The organism is Archangium violaceum (assembly GCF_016887565.1).
Lineage (GTDB): Bacteria > Myxococcota > Myxococcia > Myxococcales > Myxococcaceae > Archangium > Archangium violaceum_B.
Genome location: NZ_CP069396.1, coordinates 7,377,253 through 7,395,648 on the forward strand (window position 1 = coordinate 7,377,253; position 18,396 = coordinate 7,395,648).

At 68.7% G+C, this 18,396-nt stretch carries 16 protein-coding genes; 11 read left to right on the plus strand and 5 right to left on the minus strand.

The genetic code is table 11. The annotated features are described in order from the left end of the window. Positions 1-59: 59 nt before the first annotated feature. The 7 genes from JRI60_RS29260 to JRI60_RS29290 all read left to right on the plus strand — a co-directional run bounded on the left by JRI60_RS29260 (position 60) and on the right by JRI60_RS29290 (position 7,415). Entirely contained in the window at positions 60-1,892 is a 1,833-nt protein-coding gene (locus JRI60_RS29260) for a DUF1549 domain-containing protein (RefSeq protein WP_204219172.1), read from the plus strand. Continuing rightward, positions 1,892-2,914, plus strand: coding sequence for a hypothetical protein (locus tag JRI60_RS29265; RefSeq protein ID WP_204219173.1), 1,023 nt, complete (start codon positions 1,892-1,894; stop codon positions 2,912-2,914). The genes JRI60_RS29260 and JRI60_RS29265 overlap by 1 nt, the downstream gene beginning before the upstream one ends. A gap of 12 nt (positions 2,915-2,926) precedes the next feature. Continuing rightward, a complete protein-coding gene (locus JRI60_RS29270; protein ID WP_204219174.1) occupies positions 2,927-4,504 on the plus strand; it encodes a DUF1501 domain-containing protein in 1,578 nt (525 codons plus the stop codon). Positions 4,505-5,215: 711 nt separating this feature from the next. After that, positions 5,216-5,683 carry a DUF1772 domain-containing protein gene (locus JRI60_RS29275; protein ID WP_239469782.1) on the plus strand — a complete coding sequence of 156 codons (468 nt, stop codon included), beginning with the start codon at positions 5,216-5,218 and terminating at the stop codon, positions 5,681-5,683. Positions 5,684-5,734: 51 nt separating this feature from the next. Further along, positions 5,735-6,286: a YaeQ family protein gene (locus JRI60_RS29280; protein WP_204219176.1), complete on the plus strand. Its 552-nt coding sequence runs from the start codon at positions 5,735-5,737 to the stop codon at positions 6,284-6,286. After that, positions 6,283-6,642, plus strand: coding sequence for a hypothetical protein (locus tag JRI60_RS29285; protein ID WP_204219177.1), 360 nt, complete (start codon positions 6,283-6,285; stop codon positions 6,640-6,642). The genes JRI60_RS29280 and JRI60_RS29285 overlap by 4 nt, the downstream gene beginning before the upstream one ends. 92 nt (positions 6,643-6,734) lie before the next feature. Next, positions 6,735-7,415 (plus strand): zf-TFIIB domain-containing protein, encoded by a 681-nt coding sequence (locus JRI60_RS29290; protein ID WP_204219178.1) that lies wholly within the window; start codon positions 6,735-6,737, stop codon positions 7,413-7,415. Positions 7,416-7,418: 3 nt separating this feature from the next. On the opposite strand, the gene JRI60_RS29295 is transcribed toward JRI60_RS29290, so the two are convergent. After that, on the minus strand, positions 7,419-8,327 hold the full coding sequence (locus tag JRI60_RS29295; protein WP_239469783.1) for a hypothetical protein: 909 nt from the start codon (positions 8,325-8,327) through the stop codon (positions 7,419-7,421). A 65-nt stretch (positions 8,328-8,392) separates the two neighbouring features. On the opposite strand from JRI60_RS29295, the gene JRI60_RS29300 reads away from it, so the two are divergent. Together JRI60_RS29300 and lnt are read left to right on the plus strand one after the other, a co-directional pair. After that, a complete protein-coding gene (locus JRI60_RS29300) occupies positions 8,393-9,034 on the plus strand; it encodes a hypothetical protein (RefSeq protein WP_239469784.1) in 642 nt (213 codons plus the stop codon). Further along, positions 9,031-10,668 carry an apolipoprotein N-acyltransferase gene (gene lnt, locus JRI60_RS29305; protein ID WP_204219179.1) on the plus strand — a complete coding sequence of 546 codons (1,638 nt, stop codon included), beginning with the start codon at positions 9,031-9,033 and terminating at the stop codon, positions 10,666-10,668. Before JRI60_RS29300 ends, lnt begins: the two co-directional genes overlap by 4 nt. Positions 10,669-10,724: 56 nt before the next feature. Here the strand turns inward: lnt and JRI60_RS29310 are convergent, their stop codons facing one another. Next, entirely contained in the window at positions 10,725-11,960 is a 1,236-nt protein-coding gene (locus JRI60_RS29310; protein ID WP_204219180.1) for a hypothetical protein, read from the minus strand. 97 nt (positions 11,961-12,057) lie between these two features. Next, positions 12,058-14,019 (minus strand): ABC-F family ATP-binding cassette domain-containing protein, encoded by a 1,962-nt coding sequence (locus tag JRI60_RS29315; protein WP_204219181.1) that lies wholly within the window; start codon positions 14,017-14,019, stop codon positions 12,058-12,060. A 143-nt stretch (positions 14,020-14,162) separates the two neighbouring features. Here JRI60_RS29315 and JRI60_RS29320 point away from each other — a divergent pair, with 143 nt between their 5' ends. After that, positions 14,163-15,905 (plus strand): serine/threonine protein kinase, encoded by a 1,743-nt coding sequence (locus JRI60_RS29320; RefSeq protein WP_204219182.1) that lies wholly within the window; start codon positions 14,163-14,165, stop codon positions 15,903-15,905. A 125-nt stretch (positions 15,906-16,030) separates the two neighbouring features. Next, a complete protein-coding gene (locus JRI60_RS29325) occupies positions 16,031-16,522 on the plus strand; it encodes a GAF domain-containing protein (protein WP_204219183.1) in 492 nt (163 codons plus the stop codon). 83 nt (positions 16,523-16,605) lie between these two features. On the opposite strand, the gene cmk is transcribed toward JRI60_RS29325, so the two are convergent. Beyond that, a complete protein-coding gene (gene cmk / locus JRI60_RS29330) occupies positions 16,606-17,295 on the minus strand; it encodes a (d)CMP kinase (RefSeq protein ID WP_204219184.1) in 690 nt (229 codons plus the stop codon). After that, positions 17,292-18,386 (minus strand): histidinol-phosphate transaminase, encoded by a 1,095-nt coding sequence (hisC, locus tag JRI60_RS29335; protein WP_204219185.1) that lies wholly within the window; start codon positions 18,384-18,386, stop codon positions 17,292-17,294. Before hisC ends, cmk begins: the two co-directional genes overlap by 4 nt. Positions 18,387-18,396 lie beyond the last annotated feature (10 nt).

Here is an 18,396-nt window from a genome sequence, read left to right on the forward strand (position 1 = left end):
TCGCGGTCACCCGGACTAAGCCCTTTTCACTGGAACAGTTCGCCGGTAGTCTTCCGCGGATGCACTGGCATTTGCCCTCGAAGAGCGCGGCCATGCTGACGGTGATGCTCGCGATCTCCGGACTCGTCGGGATCGATGCGCACGCCCAGCAATGCACTCCTGAGACTCCCGAGACGGTCGATCCGCCCAATGACCGGATGAGCGATACGCGGCTGTTGCGGCGCATCGTGCTCGGGCTCACCGGCACCACTCCGACCCTCGAGCAGTACGAAGCGATGGCGGCCGCGGCCACGCCCGAAGCGCGAGAAGCGATCCTGCGCTCGACGCTCGATAACGCGCTCGCCTCGCCGAAGTTCTACGAGCGGATGCTGCGCTTCGGCCACGAGTGGATCGCGGTGGGCGCGTACACCACCGGCGCTTCCGGCGACGCGTACCAGGGCGACATGTCCGGCCACCTCTTCAAGTGCGCCGCGAACACCCTGCACCCGGGCGCGTACTACCACGTGAACGAGTCGAAGGACCCGGGCAAGCAGTGCAACAACCAGGACCCGGATGGCAATACCGCCGTGCCCGTGGTGAACATGGTCGAGCCCTGGTGGGCACCGGGAACACGGGTCGAGGTGCTCGGAAAGGCCGGCTCCAACGTCACCCAGGTGGTCGATACCACCAAGGGACAGACGTACGACTGCGGCATCGCGAGCGGCGGCTACTACGATCCCATGCTGCCCGCCGGGTGCGGCTGCGGACCGAACCTGGTGTGGTGCTCACCGCTCTCCGGCCTGGGGAGCGCGAGCAACCATGACCTCAACGTTCAACGGCGCCATCCGTACGAGGAACCCGCGCGCCTGTTCGCGCACCTCGCGTGGCACGACCGGCCGCTGTCGGATCTCGTCATCGGCAACTACTCGGTGGGAACCAACTGGCTGCGCGCGCTGTACGTGCGCTTCGGCCGGCAGATGGGCAGCAACGCGGTGGACTCGAACACGACGTGGTGGCGCCCGGACGCGGACGGCGCGCCTCGCGACCCGCTGCACCCGGCACCGAATGATCCGCAGGCGTGGCGCGAGTTCGTGGTCGAGGACCTGGAGCCCTTCCACCTCGCGCTCACCAACAACCGGACGCGCTCCGGCAGCATCGATCGCACGTACCGCTTCGATCCCCGCACCACGGCCGAAGCGCCCAAGGGTCTTCCCGCGGCCGGCGTGCTCACCATGATCGGCGCGATGTCCTCGTTCCCCCGCGAGCGCGTCCGGGCCGCGCGCTTCCTCGAGATCTTCGCCTGTCAGAGCTTCACGCCGCCTCCCGCGGACGTGCACTTCCCCCCGTATGACACCGATCCCGCGAAGGGCGGAACGTGCCTGCACTGCCACAAGACGCTCGATCCCGCGGCCATCTCGTTCAAGCGGTGGGATTTCAATCCGGCCATGAGCTACTACGTGCCGTGGCCCTTCATCCCGGGCATGGGCCGTCACCGCGTCACGAAGGAGTGGCTGTCCGGGCAGTATCCGCACAGCGGCAACATGCCGGGCAACCGGTGGAGGAACGCGTTCCTCCCCAACACCGTGCTGACCCCGGTCACCCCCGAGCAGATCACCGCCAATCCGGAAGCGGTGCTGCTCGACACGATGCCCGAGTCGTACACACTGCTCGGTCTGCCCGGTGACGGCACGATGGGTCCGCTCGGGTTCGGAAAGCTCCTCGTCCGCTCCGGCGAGTTCGATCGCTGCGCCTCGCGCAAGCTCTACTCGATGTTCATCGGCCGTGAGCTGGACCCGGCCTCCGAGAAGCACTTCATCGACAAGCTCGCCCGGGAGTTCGTCGCACGCGACCGCAAGCTCCGGCCCTTCATCCGCTACCTCTTCGAGCAGCCCGAGCTGCGGAGGGGACTGTAATGAGAACACCGCGTTCGATGTTGAAAGCCGCCGCGCTGGCCACGCTCGTGCTCACCGCCGGGGCCTGCACCGAGACGCCCCCGACGAACGGTGGCGACAACTGCGCACCCTCGAGCAGGAATGATGAGATCCGGCTCGGACTCGCGCCCGCGTGCGAGGGTTGCCACCTCACCGGCAACAAGCCGTTCTTCGCCTCGCTCACCGCGTTCGAGAACGGGCTCGCGTACGACGAGCGGTACGTGAAGCGCGGGGACCCCGACAACAGCCCGCTGATCCAGCTGCTGGAGGGAACCGCCCCCGGAAGCTATCCCCAGATGCCGCCGGGTCAGCCCTATGACGAGCTCGTCGCCAGCGGCCGCGTCAAACTGACCATCGAGCAGGTGAAGGCGTGGATTCGCGAGCTGCCCCCTCCGCCCGAGCGGCTGGAGTCTCCGGATCCGGAAGCGTTCAGCGTCCGCCGGCTCTCCGCCGAGGAGATGGTCGTGAGCTTGATGGAGCAGCTCGGGCTCACGCTCGAGGACTTCGTCAGCACCAGCGACCCCAACTGGCGCAACAAGGAGTACGTGGTCAATGGCGGCAAGCTCTTCGTGTGGCCCGGTGACTGGGCGCCCGGCATCTCGCGCCAGTACGTCTCCGACTCGCGCAGCGTCGAGCGGTTCGATGCGCTCGGAGGCGGCAACTCGCTCGTGTACCGCAAGCGGGACGTGAGCTTCGGTCCCTCCGCCGCGCAGACGCTGGTCCAGATGTCGCAGGCCTGGTGCGCGCGCGCGGTGGACAAGAAGGGCAACACGGCGGTGTTGCGCTACGTGACGCTCGCCGACACCTCCTCGAAGAACCCGGACGCGGTGCAGAAGAACCTGCGCACGCTCTACCTGCGCATGCTCGGACAGCCGCCTTCGGAAGCGGAAGCGAAGGAGCTGTACGAACGGGTCTATGTCCCGCTCGAAGCGCAGAGCACGCGCATCGCCTGGATCGGCGTCTGTGCGTCCCTCATCCGTCACCCGCTGTGGATCACCTACTGAGCCGAGGACACCATGCCGAACACCTCTCGTCGCACGCTGCTCAAGTGGGCCCTCGGAGCCGGACAGCTCGCGCTCCTCGAACGCGCGGGTCTCCTCGGCTCGAGCGCCGCGCGCGCCGCGGACATCGACGTCCCCTCACGGCTCGCGGTGCTCTACATCCCGGGCGGCTACCGGCCGGCGTACTACTTCACCCCGATGGACGACGCGGACATTCCGCTCTGCGTGCCAGCGCCCTCCTCCTACAGCGGCGAGCCCGTCTTCTTCGACGCGAGCAAGCTGGTGAACCTCGGGCCCGAGAACGGACCCTACAAGCCGCTCCGGACCTGGCAGTCGTGGAACCCCCTCAACCCCGCCGAGCGCGGCGGCTTCAGCCCGCTCATGTACGGCTACTCGCACTTCGCGCTGCACGAGCAGCTGAGCGTGCTGCACGGCATCGACCAGGGCACCAACGACCACGCGAGTGCGTTCATCGCCTCGATGTGCGGTGTCGCCGGCGCGGACTACCGGGCGCCCGCCGTCCACTCGGTGATCGCCAACCACCTGTTCGAGAAGTACCGCGAGAGCAGACCGCTGCCGTTCGTGGTCGTCACCGGTGAGCGCGGCACTCCGCTCGGAATGGGACTGCCCTCACACGCCTCGCCCGTCCGCGTGCCGTCGATCGAAGCGCTCAAGCCGCAGCTCTCCGCGAAGCCCTCGGACAATCCCTGGTGGACGGGGCTCGATGCGCGCACCGAGGGGCCCGAGCTGGACGCACGGGGTCAGCCCACCGGCGGCACCTTGAAGACGACCACGGTGGAGCGCTTCTCGCTCTCGCGCGCCCAGCAGTTGATGGAGCGCTCGACGTCGAAGGTGGACAACTACCTCGAGGGCCTGCATGGCTCGCTGTCGTCGGTCTCGCGCGTGCTCGCGACGGATGTCGTGTCCGTCATGGAGCGCACCAAGGGCATCGACGCGCTGAAGACGAACCGTCCCGCGTACCTGTCGAGCTACCTCAACGAGTCGTTCACGTACACGTTCGGCCTCGCGAACTTCCACCTCACCGGGCTCGATCCGCGGATGGATCTCGCGCTGCGCCTGCTCAAGTCGGACCTGTGCACCTCGGTGCACGTCTCGCTGCAGCTCGACTTCGACACGCACAACACCTTCGGCCACGCCTTCAGCTGCGCGCACGGCCGCGGACTGATGGACTGCGTCGCGCGCTTCCTGGGCGAGCTCAAGGCCTCGCCCGCTCCCGGCAAGCCGGGCAAGACGCTGCTCGATGACACGCTCGTGCTGGTCATGAGCGAGTTCGGCCGCAGCTGGGCCTCGCGCGGAAAGGACAACACCTACTACCAGCCGGATGACCACCACCCGTACACCTCGGTCTTCTTCGCGGGCGGAAACGTGGCGGCGAACCGGCAGGTGGGCTCGTACACCTCGCGCGGGCTCGGCGTTCCGGTGGACATCATCGAGGAGAACGGGCAGCCCTCGAAGCGCGTGCCCAGGGCCGCCGACGCCGTGACCACCGCGCTGCGGATCATGGGCATGAACACGCACGACTTCTTCATCCCCGGCGGGTACGGAGAGGTGCTGGGGATCCGGAGGGCATAGGAGGTGTCTCGGTCAGCCTGAACGGCGGCCGTGCACCCCGCGGCGTTTGCGCCCTTTCGTGACGCTCTCGGAGCCCAGACCTATGAGGCTCCGAGCTCGCGTCAGTGCGAGCTCGACCTGTTCTCGTGCCGCTGGATGCGGCGGTCGAAGGCGAGCCCGTCGTTCAAAATCAGCGATGAGCGCCGCTGTCTTTCTCATTCCCGCTGGAGACGCACTGGCGGCCTGAGCTGCCCAGCCACATACCAACAGGCGGCAGTCCATCGTCGAGTAACCCAGTCTCTCCATCCGCCGCAGGTAGGGCGAGAACCTCCTCCAGGGACCATCACGAGTCTCCATGAGAAAGGTCTTGGTGATCCGCCTCTGCACTTCTCGTCTCCCGACGGCGGTACGCATCTCCTTCAGGAACCGCTTTTCGAGCTGCTTGAAGGCCTGGATCTTCTCGGTAACGGGTGCATCCCGAAGCGTGAGGTAGAGGCGATCCCACTCTTGCGCCAAGCGCCACAGCCGCTCCCCCTCTTCCTTTGTCAGAGGCCTGGGCATGGCAGCCGCACCCCATTCCATGTGTAGAGCGCCTGTGGAATGCCACCATCGAAGCACCTCCTCCCCGCCCAGGAGCAACGCACCATCAACGCCAGCGTCACCCATCTTACGTCCAGTGCAAGGCGGGAGCCGTAGTACCGTGGAGCGATGTTCCGAGGTCCACTCCACGCATTGACCTTCGTCTCGGCGCTCGGCAGTGGCGTCGTGGCCGGGCTGTTCTTCGCGTTCTCCACGTTCATGATGAAGGCCCTCGCCCGCCTCCCGCCAGCGCAGGGAATCGCCGCGATGCAGTCCATCAACGTCACCATCATCAGGCCCTCCTTCCTGGCGGTGTTCCTCGGCACGGCGGTGGCCTCGCTCGTCCTCGGGGTGTCCGCGCTGCGCTCCTGGGAGAGACCCGACGCGCGCTACCTGCTGCTGGGCAGCGCGCTCTATCTGGTCGGAGTCATCGGGGTGACCGGCGCGTTCAACGTTCCGCGCAACGACGCGCTCGCGGCCGTCGATCCGGCCCAGGCGGACGCCGCCAGCCTGTGGGCGCGCTACGTGTCGGGTTGGACGGCGTGGAACCATGTGCGCACGGCGGCGGCGCTCGGGGCCACGGCCTCGTTCATCCTCGCGCTCCGGCTCGGAAGGGAATGAGCTATAGCTCGCGGGTCACCCGCGCCCTGGGTGGACAGGGGAACCGCTTCGATGACCCTCGCTCCGACGTTGTACGACTTCCAGATCGCCCTGAGTCACGTCGATCGTGCGATCGACCAGCCGCAGCTGAGCTTCAAGGTCGCACGCCACCCGTCCGAGACCATGCAGCGCGTCTGGCTGCGGGTGATTGCGTTCTGCTGGCTGTGGGAGGAGCGGCTGACCTTCGGCAAGGGCCTGGGCGAGCCCGATGAGCCAGACCTCGAGTGCCGCGACTACACCGGCCTCGTCACGCGCTGGGTGCGCGTCGGCAAGGCGGATCCGCTGAAGCTCCAGCGCGCGGTCGATCAGAACCCGCACGCCAAGGTGTCGGTGCTGTTCGAGTCTCCCCAGCGGCTCGAGGCGTTCCTCACCGAGGCGCGCGAGGTGAAGGCAACTCGCGTGGCGAAGGCCGAGCTCGCCGCCATCGACGCCGAGTTGCTGCGCGCGCTCTCCGGTTTCGACGCACGGCGGATCAAGCTGTCTCTGACCCTGGTCGGCGACCACGCCTATGTCGAGTGCGAAGGTCGGAGCTTCGATGGCCCGCTGACCCGCGCGGCCCTGTGAAGCTCGAGCGCCACGTCGGAGGGCTCTCACTCGCCCGCAAGGCCAACTACCTGCGCGCGCGGGGCTGGATCGAGGAAGAAGGCGGCTGGTCGAGCGAGATCTTCGGCTTGCTGCCCTTGGCCAAGGCCGTTCACCACCAGCTCACCGACGACCTCAGCCAGGCGCTCGTCAAGCGGGGATGGCAGGTGGTCGGGTTCTCTCAACGAGGTTATGTCCAGATGCTCGATGGCGAGCGCGGCAAGCCGTGCTCGCTGCCCAAGGCACTGCGCACCCAGGCCCGCCGAGAGAAGCGGCCGGTCGCGGAGCTGACCTACGAGCTGTTCCTCGCGGCGCTGCTGGAGGTGGAAGGCGCGTAGACTTCCACGCACGAGCAGAAGCGCGGCACGGGCTGGGGTAGAATGCCGCCCCCGGAACGCCCATGCTCCCCTGCCCCTTTTGCGCCAAACCGATGCACCCCAACCTCACGGGAGGACTCCTGCGCGAGCACTGTGGCGCGTGCGGAGCCGTGTGGTTCGAGGGCGGCACACTGGCCAAGGTGTTGGGAACCCCGACGGCCGAGGCGCTGGTGGAGCAGGCGCGCGGCAAGCCGGGGCAGTGCAAGGGCTGCCAGGGGACGTTGGAGTACGTCCCGAGCTGCCCGGCCTGCGGGACGGACGCTCCGCGCTGCCCTCGCTGTGGCACGTCACCGCTGGCGATGACGACGGTGACCGTGGCGAAGGAGGCGGAGGTCGCGGTGGACGTGTGCACGCGCTGCCAGGGCGTGGCGCTCGACCCCGGCGAGCTGGAAGTGCTGCAACAGGCGGCCGAGGCGGAGCGCGAGACCTGGCTCGAGGAGATGCACGAGGGCCCCAAGGCACTGGAGGCCACGAGCTCCACCTGCGCCGGCTGTGGACGTGAGCTGAAGCCGCAGCACGCCTTCTCTTGGGAAGAACGGACCTGGTGCGGAAGCTGCGCGCCCGCCGGAGCGAGCCCGGTGGAGCTCCGGCTCACACCTCGCTCCCCGAATGGCGGGCTCGAGGCGGATCTCTCCGACCTGTACCAGTCAGGCCGCACGGGCATGGCCCTGGAGGCGGTGGGCGACGCCGTGAGCTCCGCCTTCTCCTGGCTCTTCTCGAAGCTGCTGCGCTGAGGCTCACAGGAGGAACTGCGCCCCCATGAACGCGGGAATGCCCACGTAGTAGAGCACCGCGCACGTCACCTCCACGAACCGCCGCCCTCCCCGCGCGTGCCTCGGAGAGATCCACACCGCCGCGAAGGCCACCCACTCGAACAGCACGCGCAAGAGGACCGCGTACACCACGAGCACCCCGGTGTAGTGGGCCCAGTAGGTACCAAAGCTCTGCAGATACGGCCCGAGCCCGTACATCTTGTACTGCGCGAACGGCCCGCCGTAGGTGATGTACTGGTTCGCCCGGAACATGATGACGGTGGGCACCAGCGGGAACAGGACGAATTTGATCAGCCAGTGATACCAGCGTCGGCGCGCCAGCACGGCCCGGGCGTGCGCGAAGGCGACGTGCGGATGACGCGCCGCCGCGGAAACCCCGGGGTTCTCCCGGCCGATCGCCTCCAGCACCGGCAGTGGATCCGCCACCTGCGGCGAGTACTGGAAGTCCCGCCCCGACTTCATCCGCAGCGAGAAGCCCTCCCCCGGCATCAACAGCCTCCACACCCGGATGGCGTCCACCGAGGCGAGGGGAATCTCGAACCGCTCGTCCCGGCGCTCCAGCACGAGCCGTCCCGGCTCGACGGAGAAGGTGGCGGTGGTGAGCAGGCGGAGGATCCGGGTGAGCCCGAACAGGACGAGCGCGACCAGGGCGCACCAGCCCGCCCGCGCGGGCGGTACGGGATTCTGCGCCCCCGTGAAGGTGAAGAACATGGCGAGCACCGCGGCGTACAGGACCGTGAGTGCGGTCAGCACCTGGAGCACGGAGCCGAGGAGCCTCAGCGCCAGCGGGTATGCGTGGACCTGGAAGCGCGGGGACTCGGCCTGACCGTTGACGGGGGGCTCCGCGGGAGCATCGGCGTGCGTGGGGGTCATGGGGGACGGATTGCCCGGACAGCAGGGGGCCCGTAGCATACGAGTTCCGGAGAACAGGGACGAGAATGGCTTCGCAGCCTCCCAACCAAGAGCGGCACGTCGATCGTGACGGCGTGACGCGCATCCAGCGCAAGCGCACGGGCGGCAACGGCACCTGGCTCGTCTGGGTGGCGCTCGGCGTCACCGTCTTGTGCCTGCTCCTGAGCGCATGGCTGGTGTCCTCGCCCGACCCCGTGCCGGACAGTCAGGAGCCCGCGCCAGTGAGGGTCGCACGGGCCACGCCCGCCCCCTCCCCTCCTCCCCCGAGGGTGGCGCCACCGGCTCCGACGCCCGCGCCCCAGCAAGCCGCTCCGGCCACACCCGAGCCCGAGGCCCCCGCGGAGCAGCCGTCCGAGCCCCAGCAGCCTCCCGCCGAGGGCATCAACCTGTACCGCCCCGGCACCAGCCCGCTCAAGCAGGGCATCATCGTTCCCGAGGACTTCCCGCTGCCCGACGGCTACGTGCGCCACTACCAGGCCACGGACAACGGCGAGCGCGTGCAGCCCATCCTCATGTTCCATCCGGACTACAAGCCGACCGATTCGAGCGGGAACCCCGTCGAGCTGCCCTCGAACCGCGTCGTCCCACCCGAGATGGCGCCCCCGGGAATGCCCATCGAGATCCTCGAGCTTCCCGCCGGACCCGAAGGAGTGGAGCCCATTCCATGAGCGCGAGTGCGGTACGCGCACGGCGCCTGGCGGCCCTGCTGCTCGGCGTCGCGGGCACCACCGGCCTCATGTGGCTGTTCGGAAGCCTGGAGGCGCGGTGGGTGGCGCTCGGCTGGGTGGCGTTCGTGCCCTGGTTGTGGGTGCTGGATCGGGCCAGTTCCCGGCGCGAGGCCGTGCTCGGGGGGGTGGCGATCGCCCTGTCCTTCACCGCCGCCCTCTTCGGCTGGTTCCCCGGGGCGCTGCAGAGCTACTCCGGAGCGCCCCTCGCGCTGTGCTGGCTCGCCCTGCTGGTGCTGGCGCCCTTCATGGAGCTCCAGTTCATCACCTTCGCGCTGGCGCGCCACCACCTGCGCAAGGCGCCCCAGGAGGGCCCTCTGGCCTTCTGGCGCGTCACGCTCACGGGCGCGCTCGTGTACGTCGGCACCGAGTGGCTGTGCCCCAAGCTCTTCGCGGAGACGCTCGGACAGGGCCTCTACGCCTCCGAGTCCCTGCGGCAGGGCGCCGACATCGCCGGAGCGCATGGGCTCACGCTCCTCCTCCTCGTTGGTAACGAGTGCGTGCTCGCGGCGGGCAAGGTGCTCGTGGCGCACGGTCCGCGAGCTGGCTTCCGGCGCGCGCTGGCGCCCCTGGCCGTGCTGGCGGCGCTCGTGCTGGGCGGGTTCGGGTACGGGCAGCTCCGCTACCGGCAGGTGGCCGAACACAAGACCCAGGAGCCGGAGCTCGTGGTGGGCGTCGTGCAGGCGAACATCACGAAGTACGAGAAGCTCGCGGCGGAGATGGGCACGTACGACGTGGTCCGGATGATTTTGGACACGCACTACCAGCTCTCGGATGCGCTGCTCCAGAACCGGAAGCTGGACCTGCTCGTCTGGCCCGAGACGGTGTACCCGACGACCTTCGGAACGCCCAAGAGCGAGGTGGGCGCCGAGTTCGACGCGGAGATCTCCGCGTATGTCACGCAGCGCCGGGTGCCGCTGCTCTTCGGCACGTATGACCTGGAGCAACAACGCGAGTACAACGCCGCCATGCTCCTGGGTCCCGGGCGCGATGGGACGCTGGCGCGCTCGGCATACCGCAAGACGATGCTCTTCCCGCTGACCGAGTGGGTGCCCGAGAGCATCGACTCGCCTTGGCTGCGCGAGCGGTTGCCCTGGACGGGCTACTGGAAGCGCGGTCCCGGTCCCCAGACGATGGCGCTCCCGCTGGGCGAGGGCCGATCGCTCACCCTCGCACCGCTCATCTGCTACGAGTCCATCTTCCCCAGCTACGTCGCCGAGGAAGCCCGCCGCGGCGCCGAGCTGATCCTGACACTGTCCAACGACTCGTGGTTCTCCGGAACGCCGGCGCCGAAGCTGCACCTGATGCACGCGGCGTTTCGCAGCATCGAGACGCGGCTGCCTCAGGTGCGCGTCACCAACTCGGGCATCTCCGCCCTCATCAGCCCCACGGGCGAGGTGCTCACCGAGGTGCCGGACAACCATCGTGCGAGCCTGGCCTTGGCGGTTCCCCCCACTCCGCACCTGTCCACGTTGATGGTGCTCTGGGGGGACTGGCTGCGCCCCACCGCCCTGCTGCTGAGCGTGGTGCTCCTGCTCGTGCCTTCGCGGCTGGCGCGGTGGAAGGCCTCCAGGTAACTCCTGGCCAACCCCCGGCGGAGTATCGCGGCCGGGGGTCGGCGGAGAGCCCTGCGCTACTTCACGACGACGCCAACGGAGAAGCTGTCGCCGAGGCCACTGTTGGCGGCCCGCGCGGTCAGCTTGCACACCGCCCCGGAAGCCGGCGCGGTCCAGTAGTAGCTCACGGAGCAGTAGTACCCATTCGTCGCGCAGCTATCCCAGGACAGCATCCAGGAACCACCACAGTCGGACTCCAGGCTCTTCTCGAAGGCCCCGAAGCGCGTGCCGAAATCCAGCTGCATCTCGACGAAGTACATCGCCCCCGCCTGCATGTTGGGCAGGGTGGCGTTCGGACTGGAACGAGACACGCCCACGCCCGGCACACCCGGACCGGTGACGTAGAGGCCATAGATGTTGGGCCGGGCGATGTACTCGCCATTCACCTGGACGCTGCCCTCACCCGGTCCACCATCCACCGGCGCCGAGAAGACCGTCACGTCCACCGACTCGGTGACGCTCTGCGCGCGGGAGGAGACGGTCACGGAGAGCTTGCACACGCCCGGAGCGCTGCTGGACCAGCTGGTGGTGGCTGCATAGGGGCTGGTGAACGTGCCCGACGGGCAGTTGCTCGTCCACGTGTAGAACAACGGATCCCCATCGAGATCCACCGCGTTCACCTCGAGCTGCGTGGAGGCGCCAACGGTGAGATCCGACCGGGAGCTCGTCATCGAGTAGATGAGAGGCCCGATGTCGCCCTGCGGCGGCGGCGGCGTGATGTCATGGATGCGCAGGGTCACCGCCGTCGTGCTGTTGGCCACGACCGTGACGGTCGCCGAGCCGGCGGCCACCAGGACGTCTCCGGTCGTCGGGCCCCCGTCGAACGAGCCCCCGTCCACCGGGCGGCCGGCGTCCGTCCAACCACCGTCCTCCGTGCTCGAACCCGCGTCCATATAGCCGCCGTCCGACGAGCCCGCGTCCACAGAGCCGCCATCCGGATAACCGCCGTCCTGAGAGCCGCCGTCCACCCCGTAGGAGGAGTAGCCCTCGGCCGTCAGGGTCTGCTCCCCCGCGGGCAGCAAAAGGCGCCCGGAGAAGGCACCCGTGTCCGGGTTGTAGTCCAGCGTCTTGGAGACGTTGGCCGGCCGCGCGGTGACGACCACCCGGGTGATGTTGTACGAGGACAGCCCGCGCACCACCATCTGCGCCTCTCCCTCGTTGGACTGGAGCTGCTCCCCCTCGGGCGGCTGACACGCCGCCAGCGCGAGGGCCATGACCAGCACGCCCACCGCGCTCTCGAATCTCTTCAACATATGAGTTCCCCTCTACCCGGCGCCATGACGAGCGCACCCGGGGAGGAGAATTCTACCGTAAAAGTGCAATCCAGGACAACCTGGAACTGCATGTTCCTCAAAGAGAAGCGGAGGCCGCGGCCAGCTTCTCCTGCGCCGCCTCCCACTGGGCATAGAGCTGCTCCAGCTGCTCCTTGCCCTCGCGGTGCGTGTCCATCAGCGGCTTGGCCTTGGCGAAGTCGTTGTAGAGCGCCGGATCCGCCAGCTGGGCCTCGCGCTCCTTCTGCGCCGTCTCCAGCTTGGAGATCGCCTCCTCGATCTTCGCGATCTCCTTCTTGATGGGGCCCTCCACGGCGCTGCGCTTCTGCCTCGCCTCGGCCTCCATCCGCTTGCGGTCCTTCTCGGACAGGCCCGCCGTGGACGTCTTCTCCGACTGCTTCTCGCCCAGCCCCGCGGCCTCCTCCGCCAGCCGCTTCTGCTCCTGGTGGTACAGGTAGTCGTCCAGGTTGCCCGGGTGCGTCTCCACCTTGCCCCCCACCACGTCCCAGACGTGCGAGGACAACCCGTTCACGAAGCTCCGGTTGTGCGAGACGAAGACCAGCGTCCCCCCGTACCCCTTGAGCGCATCGATCAGCATCTCCGTCGAGTCCAGGTCCAGGTGGTTCGTCGGCTCGTCCATCAGCAGCAGGTTGGAGGGCACCAGCAGCAGCTTCGCCAGCGCCACGCGCGCGCGCTCACCTCCGCTCAGCACGCCGATGGGCTTCTCCACGTCGTCCCCCGAGAACAGGAACGACCCGAGCACCCCACGCACGAAGCTCTCCGGCTTGTCCGCCGCCAGCGGGCGCACCTCGTCGATGATGGTGTTGCGCTTGTCCAGCTTGTCCGCGTGGTGCTGCGCGTAATACCCCATCACCACGTTGTGCCCGAACTTCACCGTGCCCCCGTCCGGCACCAGCTCGCCCGCGATGATCTTCAGGAGCGTCGTCTTGCCCGCGCCGTTGGCGCCCACCACGGCGATGCGCTGCCCGCGCTCCACCCGCGCATCCAGCCCCGAGTACACCACGTTCTCCCCGTAGCGCTTCTGGATGCCCTCCAGCAGCACCACGTCGCGGCCCGAGCGCTCCACCTCCGGGAAGCGGAAGTGCACCGTGGAGCGCTCCTCGAGCACCTGCACGTCCTCCATCTTCTCCAGCATCTTCGCGCGGCTCTGCGCCTGCCGCGCCTTGGTGGCCTTGGCGCCGAAGCGGTCGATGAACGCCTGCAGCTCCGCCTTGCGCGCCTCCACGCGCTCGGCCTGGGCCTTGAGCTGCACCATCTCCTCGGCCCGCTGCCGCTTGTACATGTCGTAGTTGCCCACGTACGAGCGCAGTCCCTCCATCTCCAGCGAGAGGATCCGCCCCACCTGCCGGTTGAGGAAGTCCCGGTCGTGCGAGATGAGGATCAGCGCCTTGTTCGAGCGCTTGAGGAAGCCGTCGAACCACGCCAGCGTCGGCACGTCCAGGTGGTTGGTGGGCTCGTCCATCAGCAGCAGATCCGGATCCTGCAGCAGCAGGCCCGCCAGCGCCGCGCGCATCCGCCAGCCACCGCTCAGCGCCCCCGTGGGCTTGGCCAGATCCGCCTCCCGGAAGCCCAGGCCCTTGAGGATGCGCTCGGCGTGGTGCCGGCCATAGTGGTCCTCGAAGTGGTCCAGCTCCGTGTGCAGATCCGCCAGCGTCTGGGCCAGCTCCAGCTGTTCCTCCTCGCTGGCCGCGTTGCCGAGCGCCGCCTCGGTGTCCCGCAGGCGCGCCTCCAGCGCGTCGCGGCCGGGCACGGTGCTCATCACCGCGTCCACCACCGAGCCCTCCGGCAGGCCCGCCAGCTCCTGGGGCAGGTAGCCGATGCGCGCCTTGCGCCGGTAGGTGATGGTGCCCGAGTCGGGGTGCTGGGCCCCGGCCAGGATCTTCATCAACGAGCTCTTGCCCGTGCCGTTGGCTCCTACCAGGCCCACGCGATCCTTGGGGCCGATGGTGAAGCTTTCGTTGTCGAAGAGAACCTTCTTCCCGTAGGAGAGGCAGATGTCCTGGGCGATGGCGAGGCTCATGGCGGGTTCGGGGGTGTAACAGCCCGGCGCCCTCTCGGGAACGGCCGATGTGCTTGCCCGCTCCCCCTCCACCCCGGGAATCCGCGTCTCCCCGTCAGTCCCCCTGCCCGGCGCCGTTCGCCTCTGCCTATACTCCGGCTCCGATGGCTTCCCCCTGCCCGCACTGCGGTAGCACCGACGGTTCCGATCATCTCTGCAGCGCCCCCCAGATGGCGCTCATCGGCCAGGTGCTCGACGGTCGTTACAAGATCGAAGACGTGCTCGGCCAGGGCGGCATGGGCATGGTCTTCCGTGCAACCCAGACGTCCGTCCAGCGCCCGGTGGCGGTCAAGACGCTCAACCCCTCGCTGGCCGCCGCGCCCCAGTTCTTCGAGCGCTTCCGCCGCGAGGCGGAGATCGCCAGCCGTCTGCGCCACCCCAACATCATCACCATCTACGACTTCGGGCGCGCCCAGGACGGCACCTGCTACTACGTCATGGAGCTGCTCGAGGGCGAGAGCCTGCGCGAGCTCGTCAAGCGCGACGGCCCCATGTCCCTGCGCCGCGCGGTGGACGTCATCGAGCAGGCCTGCCGCGGCCTCGCCCACGCCCACGAGCAGGGCGCCGTCCACCGTGACATCAAGCCGCACAACATCATGATCCAGCAGCTCGACGGGCGGGACTTCGCCAAGGTGCTGGACTTCGGCCTGGTGAAGGCGCTCGAGCAGGACGACGAGCAGCAGCTCACCTCCACCGGCCAGGTGCTCGGCACGCCGCAGTACATGCCTCCCGAGCAGGCCGGCGGCGAGAGCGTGGACCACCGCTCCGACCTCTACTCCATGGGCGGCGTCTTCTATTACTGCCTCACGGGTACCTCGCCCTATGGCGCCAACACGGTGCGCAAGGCGCTTACCGCCGCCCTGACGCAGCCCGCTCCCACCGTGGCCGCCAAGCGCCAGGGCGCGCCCGTGCCCCCGGCGGTGGAGGAGTTCTTCCAGAGGGCCCTCGCCCGCGAGAAGGAGGACCGCTTCCAGAGCGCCCAGGAGTTCCTCGACGCCATGCTGGACGCGGTGGCGGACCTGTCGCCCGAGGAGCTCGACGCGCTCCCCACCGGCTCCGCCCCCGATGCGGGCGGCGGCAGCAGGCCGAGCCAGCGCAGCGTATCGAAGCCCGGCCGCTCGTCCCCGAGCGGGGCGCGCTCCCGGCCTCCCGGTGGACCGGCCCGGGGGACCTCGCAGCAGTCCGCCGTCCGAGGCTCGCAGCCATCCGTCGCGAGGGGCGCGCAGGCCGCGGCCCGGGGCTCGCAGTCGTCCGTCGCCGGGGGTCCGCGTGGAAATGGCAGCGGTGGGTCCCCTTCCGCCCCTCGCCAGCGGACCCCTCGTCCCGAGGCGCCCGCTCCCGCTCGCCAGCCTCCTCCTCCGACCGGGGAAGAGACGCAGCCTGGTTCCTCCTTCGGGGTCGGGAAGGTGGCGCTCGTGGCGGTGCCCCTGTTGCTCATCGCCGCCGGTGGCGCCTTCGTCGTGCTGCGGCCCGCCACCCCCGTCGAGGCTCCGCCTCCCACCGCGGAGGTGAAGAAGCCCGCGGCGCCCGCCGTGGACAGCATGCTCCTGGTCCAGCTTCGCTCGACCCCCGCCGGCGCCGCCGTCTTCGTTGGCGACGTGCAGATCGGCACCACGCCGCTGGATCGCCGGCTGCGCCGCGACGAGGTCCATGAGCTCACCTTCCGCCTGGCCGATCACCAGGACGTGAAGCGCAAGCTGGACTTCACGGGTGTGATGTCGGACTCGCAGGAAGTCAGCGTGTCCCTGGAGCCCGTGAAGACCGCTCCCTCCGAGCCCCGGCCCTCTCGCCCCGCCAGGCCCGCCAAGGAAAAGGACAAGGACGACTCGGTCCCCATCTTCGAGTAGCCCCCAAGGGGCTCTCGTGAAGGTGTCCTCCCGGCAAGGCATCGCGGCCCGGCCGGGTTCAGGTTAAACATGCGCCGCACCCTGGCGCGACCTCGCGCCGGCCCCTGTTTCGAGGACCGCACATCATGGCTGAAGTCACCCTGGATCTGCGTGGCATGCCCAAGGCCGAGGCCTATGCCGAGCTCACCAAGCACGTCGAGGCCGTGCTGGAGGGCATCAACGACGACGTGGCCGCCATGGCCACCATGAGCTGCCTCCTCCACCACGCCTTCGGCCACCTGTGGACCGGTTTCTACCGCGTCGTCGAGCCCGGCAGGCTCCTGCGCGTCGGCCCCTACCAGGGCACCCTCGGATGCCTGGAGATCCGCTTCGGCAAGGGCGTCTGCGGCACCTCCGCCGCCAAGGGAGAGACCGTCGTCGTCGAGGACGTCCACGCGTTTCCCGGTCACATTACCTGTGACGGACGGTCGGTCTCGGAGATCGTCGTCCCTGTTTTCGGGCCCAATCGTGAGTTGATCGCCGTGCTCGACATCGACTCCGAGCACAAGGCCACCTTCGATGATGTGGACCGCCGCGCCCTGGAACAGTTGATGGCGTGGTTCTCTCGGCGCCGGTAACGGGATTGCTGCCAGGGGGCGAGGGTGGGAACCCGGTTGGGTCCTATACCCTCACCCCAGCCCTCTCCCAGAGGGAGAGGGAGTTAGCGCTTCGACATCCGGGACAGGATCTCCTGCTCCAGACGCTGCACCACCTCGGATAGGGGCAGCACGCTCGAGTCGAGCCGGATCGCGTCCTCCGCTGGTTTCAGCGGCGCCACCGCTCGTGACGCATCGTCCTGGTCTCTCTTGATTTGATCCGCCAGGACGTCTTCCAGCGAGCGCTCCACTCCCTTCTGGAAGAGTTCCTCGTAGCGGCGCCTCGCCCGGATCTCCGGGTTCGCCTCCAGGAAGAACTTCGCGTCCGCGTCCGGGAACACCACCGTCCCGATGTCGCGGCCCTCCAGGATGGCCCCCTTCGCCGTCTCCAGCGCCAGCCGCCGCTGCAGCGACAGCAGCCCCGCGCGCACCACCGGCCGACTCGACACCTGCGAGGCCGCCATCGAGTTCTCCGGCGTCCGGATCTCCACCGACACGTCCTCGCCGTCCAGGAACACGTGGTTGTCCTCGCCTACCACCTCGAAGGACACGTGCACCCGGCCCAGCAGCTCGCCCAGCTTCGCGTCGTCGTCGAACGCCAGGCCCTCCCGCCGCGCCTTCAGCGCCACGCAGCGGTAGATGGCCCCCGTGTCCACCAGCGCGAAGCCCAGCCGCCTCGCCAGCACCTTCGACACCGTCGACTTGCCCGCCCCCGCCGGTCCGTCGATCGCCACGATGAAGGGACGCGCGCTCATGAGGCGAGCACCTCCCGCAGCGCCTCCACGCAGCGCGCGTTCTCCTCGGCCGTCCCCACCGAGATGCGCAGGGACGTGGGATAGCCATTGCCCGCCACCGGCCTCACGATGACGCCCTTGCGCAGCAGGCTCTCGTAGAGCGCCACCGCCGGCCGCCCGAAGTCCGCCAGCACGAAGTTGGCCCGGCTCTTCGTCAGGCGCGCCCCCAGCTTCGGCAGCTCCGTCTCGTAGAAGCGCAGCCCCTCGCCGTTGAGCTCGCGCGTGCGCCGCACGTGCTCCGCGTCGTCCAGCGCCGCCAGCCCGGCCATCTGCGCCGGAATCGTCAGGTTGAAGGGCATCCGCGTGCGCTGCAGGTACCCCGCCAGCTTCGCGTCCATCACCCCGTACCCCAGCCGGATGCCCGCCAGCCCGTAGATCTTGCTGAACGTGCGCAGCGCCACCACGTTGGGGTGCTTCCGGAAGTACTCCACCGCGCTGAAGTACTCCGGCCAGTCCACGAACTCGAAATAGGCCTCGTCGTGGACCACCAGCACGTGCTCCGGCACCTTCGCCAGGAAGGCCTCCCACTCCTGGCGGCCGAACGTCGTGCCCGTGGGGTTGTCCGGGTTGGCCACGAAGATCAGCCGCGTGCGCGGGTTGATCGCCTTCGCCATGGCCTCCAGGTCGTACCGGTGCCCCTCGCGCATGGGCACCTCGGCGAAGGGCCGCCCGTGCGCCTGCGTGGAGATGCGGTAGGCCGGGAACGAGCCACTGCTCAGCAGCACCTCCTCCTCCGGCGTGGTGAAGGTGCGGATGAGCAGCTCGATCAGCTCGTTCGAGCCGCTGCCCAGCACCACCTCCTCCGGCTTCACGCCCAGGTGCGTGGCCAGCCGACGCACGAGCGTGTGGCTGCTCGCGTCCGGGTACAGATGCACCTTCTGCGCGGCCACCCTCATGGCCTCGATGGCCTTGGGCGAGGGCCCCAACGGGTTCTCGTTGGAGGCCAGCTTGATGACACCCGTGAGACCGTACTCCCGCTCCGTCTCTTCGATGGGTTTGCCCGGAACGTAGGGCTTGAGCGTCTCGATGTACGGAGGGACGAGCGGTCTCATGGCAGGTGCG

Bases quoted from the DNA above. Each gene is read 5' to 3' on its own strand.
- JRI60_RS29260 (WP_204219172.1), top strand. From the start codon at position 60: ATGCACTGGCATTTGCCCTCGAAGAGCGCGGCCATGCTGACGGTGATG.
- JRI60_RS29265 (WP_204219173.1), top strand. From the start codon at position 1,892: ATGAGAACACCGCGTTCGATGTTGAAAGCCGCCGCGCTGGCCACGCTC.
- JRI60_RS29270 (WP_204219174.1), top strand. From the start codon at position 2,927: ATGCCGAACACCTCTCGTCGCACGCTGCTCAAGTGGGCCCTCGGAGCC.
- JRI60_RS29280 (WP_204219176.1), top strand. From the start codon at position 5,735: ATGACCCTCGCTCCGACGTTGTACGACTTCCAGATCGCCCTGAGTCAC.
- JRI60_RS29290 (WP_204219178.1), top strand. From the start codon at position 6,735: ATGCACCCCAACCTCACGGGAGGACTCCTGCGCGAGCACTGTGGCGCG.
- JRI60_RS29295 (WP_239469783.1), bottom strand. From the start codon at position 8,327: ATGACCCCCACGCACGCCGATGCTCCCGCGGAGCCCCCCGTCAACGGT.
- JRI60_RS29300 (WP_239469784.1), top strand. From the start codon at position 8,393: ATGGCTTCGCAGCCTCCCAACCAAGAGCGGCACGTCGATCGTGACGGC.
- lnt (WP_204219179.1), top strand. From the start codon at position 9,031: ATGAGCGCGAGTGCGGTACGCGCACGGCGCCTGGCGGCCCTGCTGCTC.
- JRI60_RS29310 (WP_204219180.1), bottom strand. From the start codon at position 11,960: ATGTTGAAGAGATTCGAGAGCGCGGTGGGCGTGCTGGTCATGGCCCTC.
- JRI60_RS29315 (WP_204219181.1), bottom strand. From the start codon at position 14,019: ATGAGCCTCGCCATCGCCCAGGACATCTGCCTCTCCTACGGGAAGAAG.
- JRI60_RS29320 (WP_204219182.1), top strand. From the start codon at position 14,163: ATGGCTTCCCCCTGCCCGCACTGCGGTAGCACCGACGGTTCCGATCAT.
- JRI60_RS29325 (WP_204219183.1), top strand. From the start codon at position 16,031: ATGGCTGAAGTCACCCTGGATCTGCGTGGCATGCCCAAGGCCGAGGCC.
- cmk (WP_204219184.1), bottom strand. From the start codon at position 17,295: ATGAGCGCGCGTCCCTTCATCGTGGCGATCGACGGACCGGCGGGGGCG.
- hisC (WP_204219185.1), bottom strand. From the start codon at position 18,386: ATGAGACCGCTCGTCCCTCCGTACATCGAGACGCTCAAGCCCTACGTT.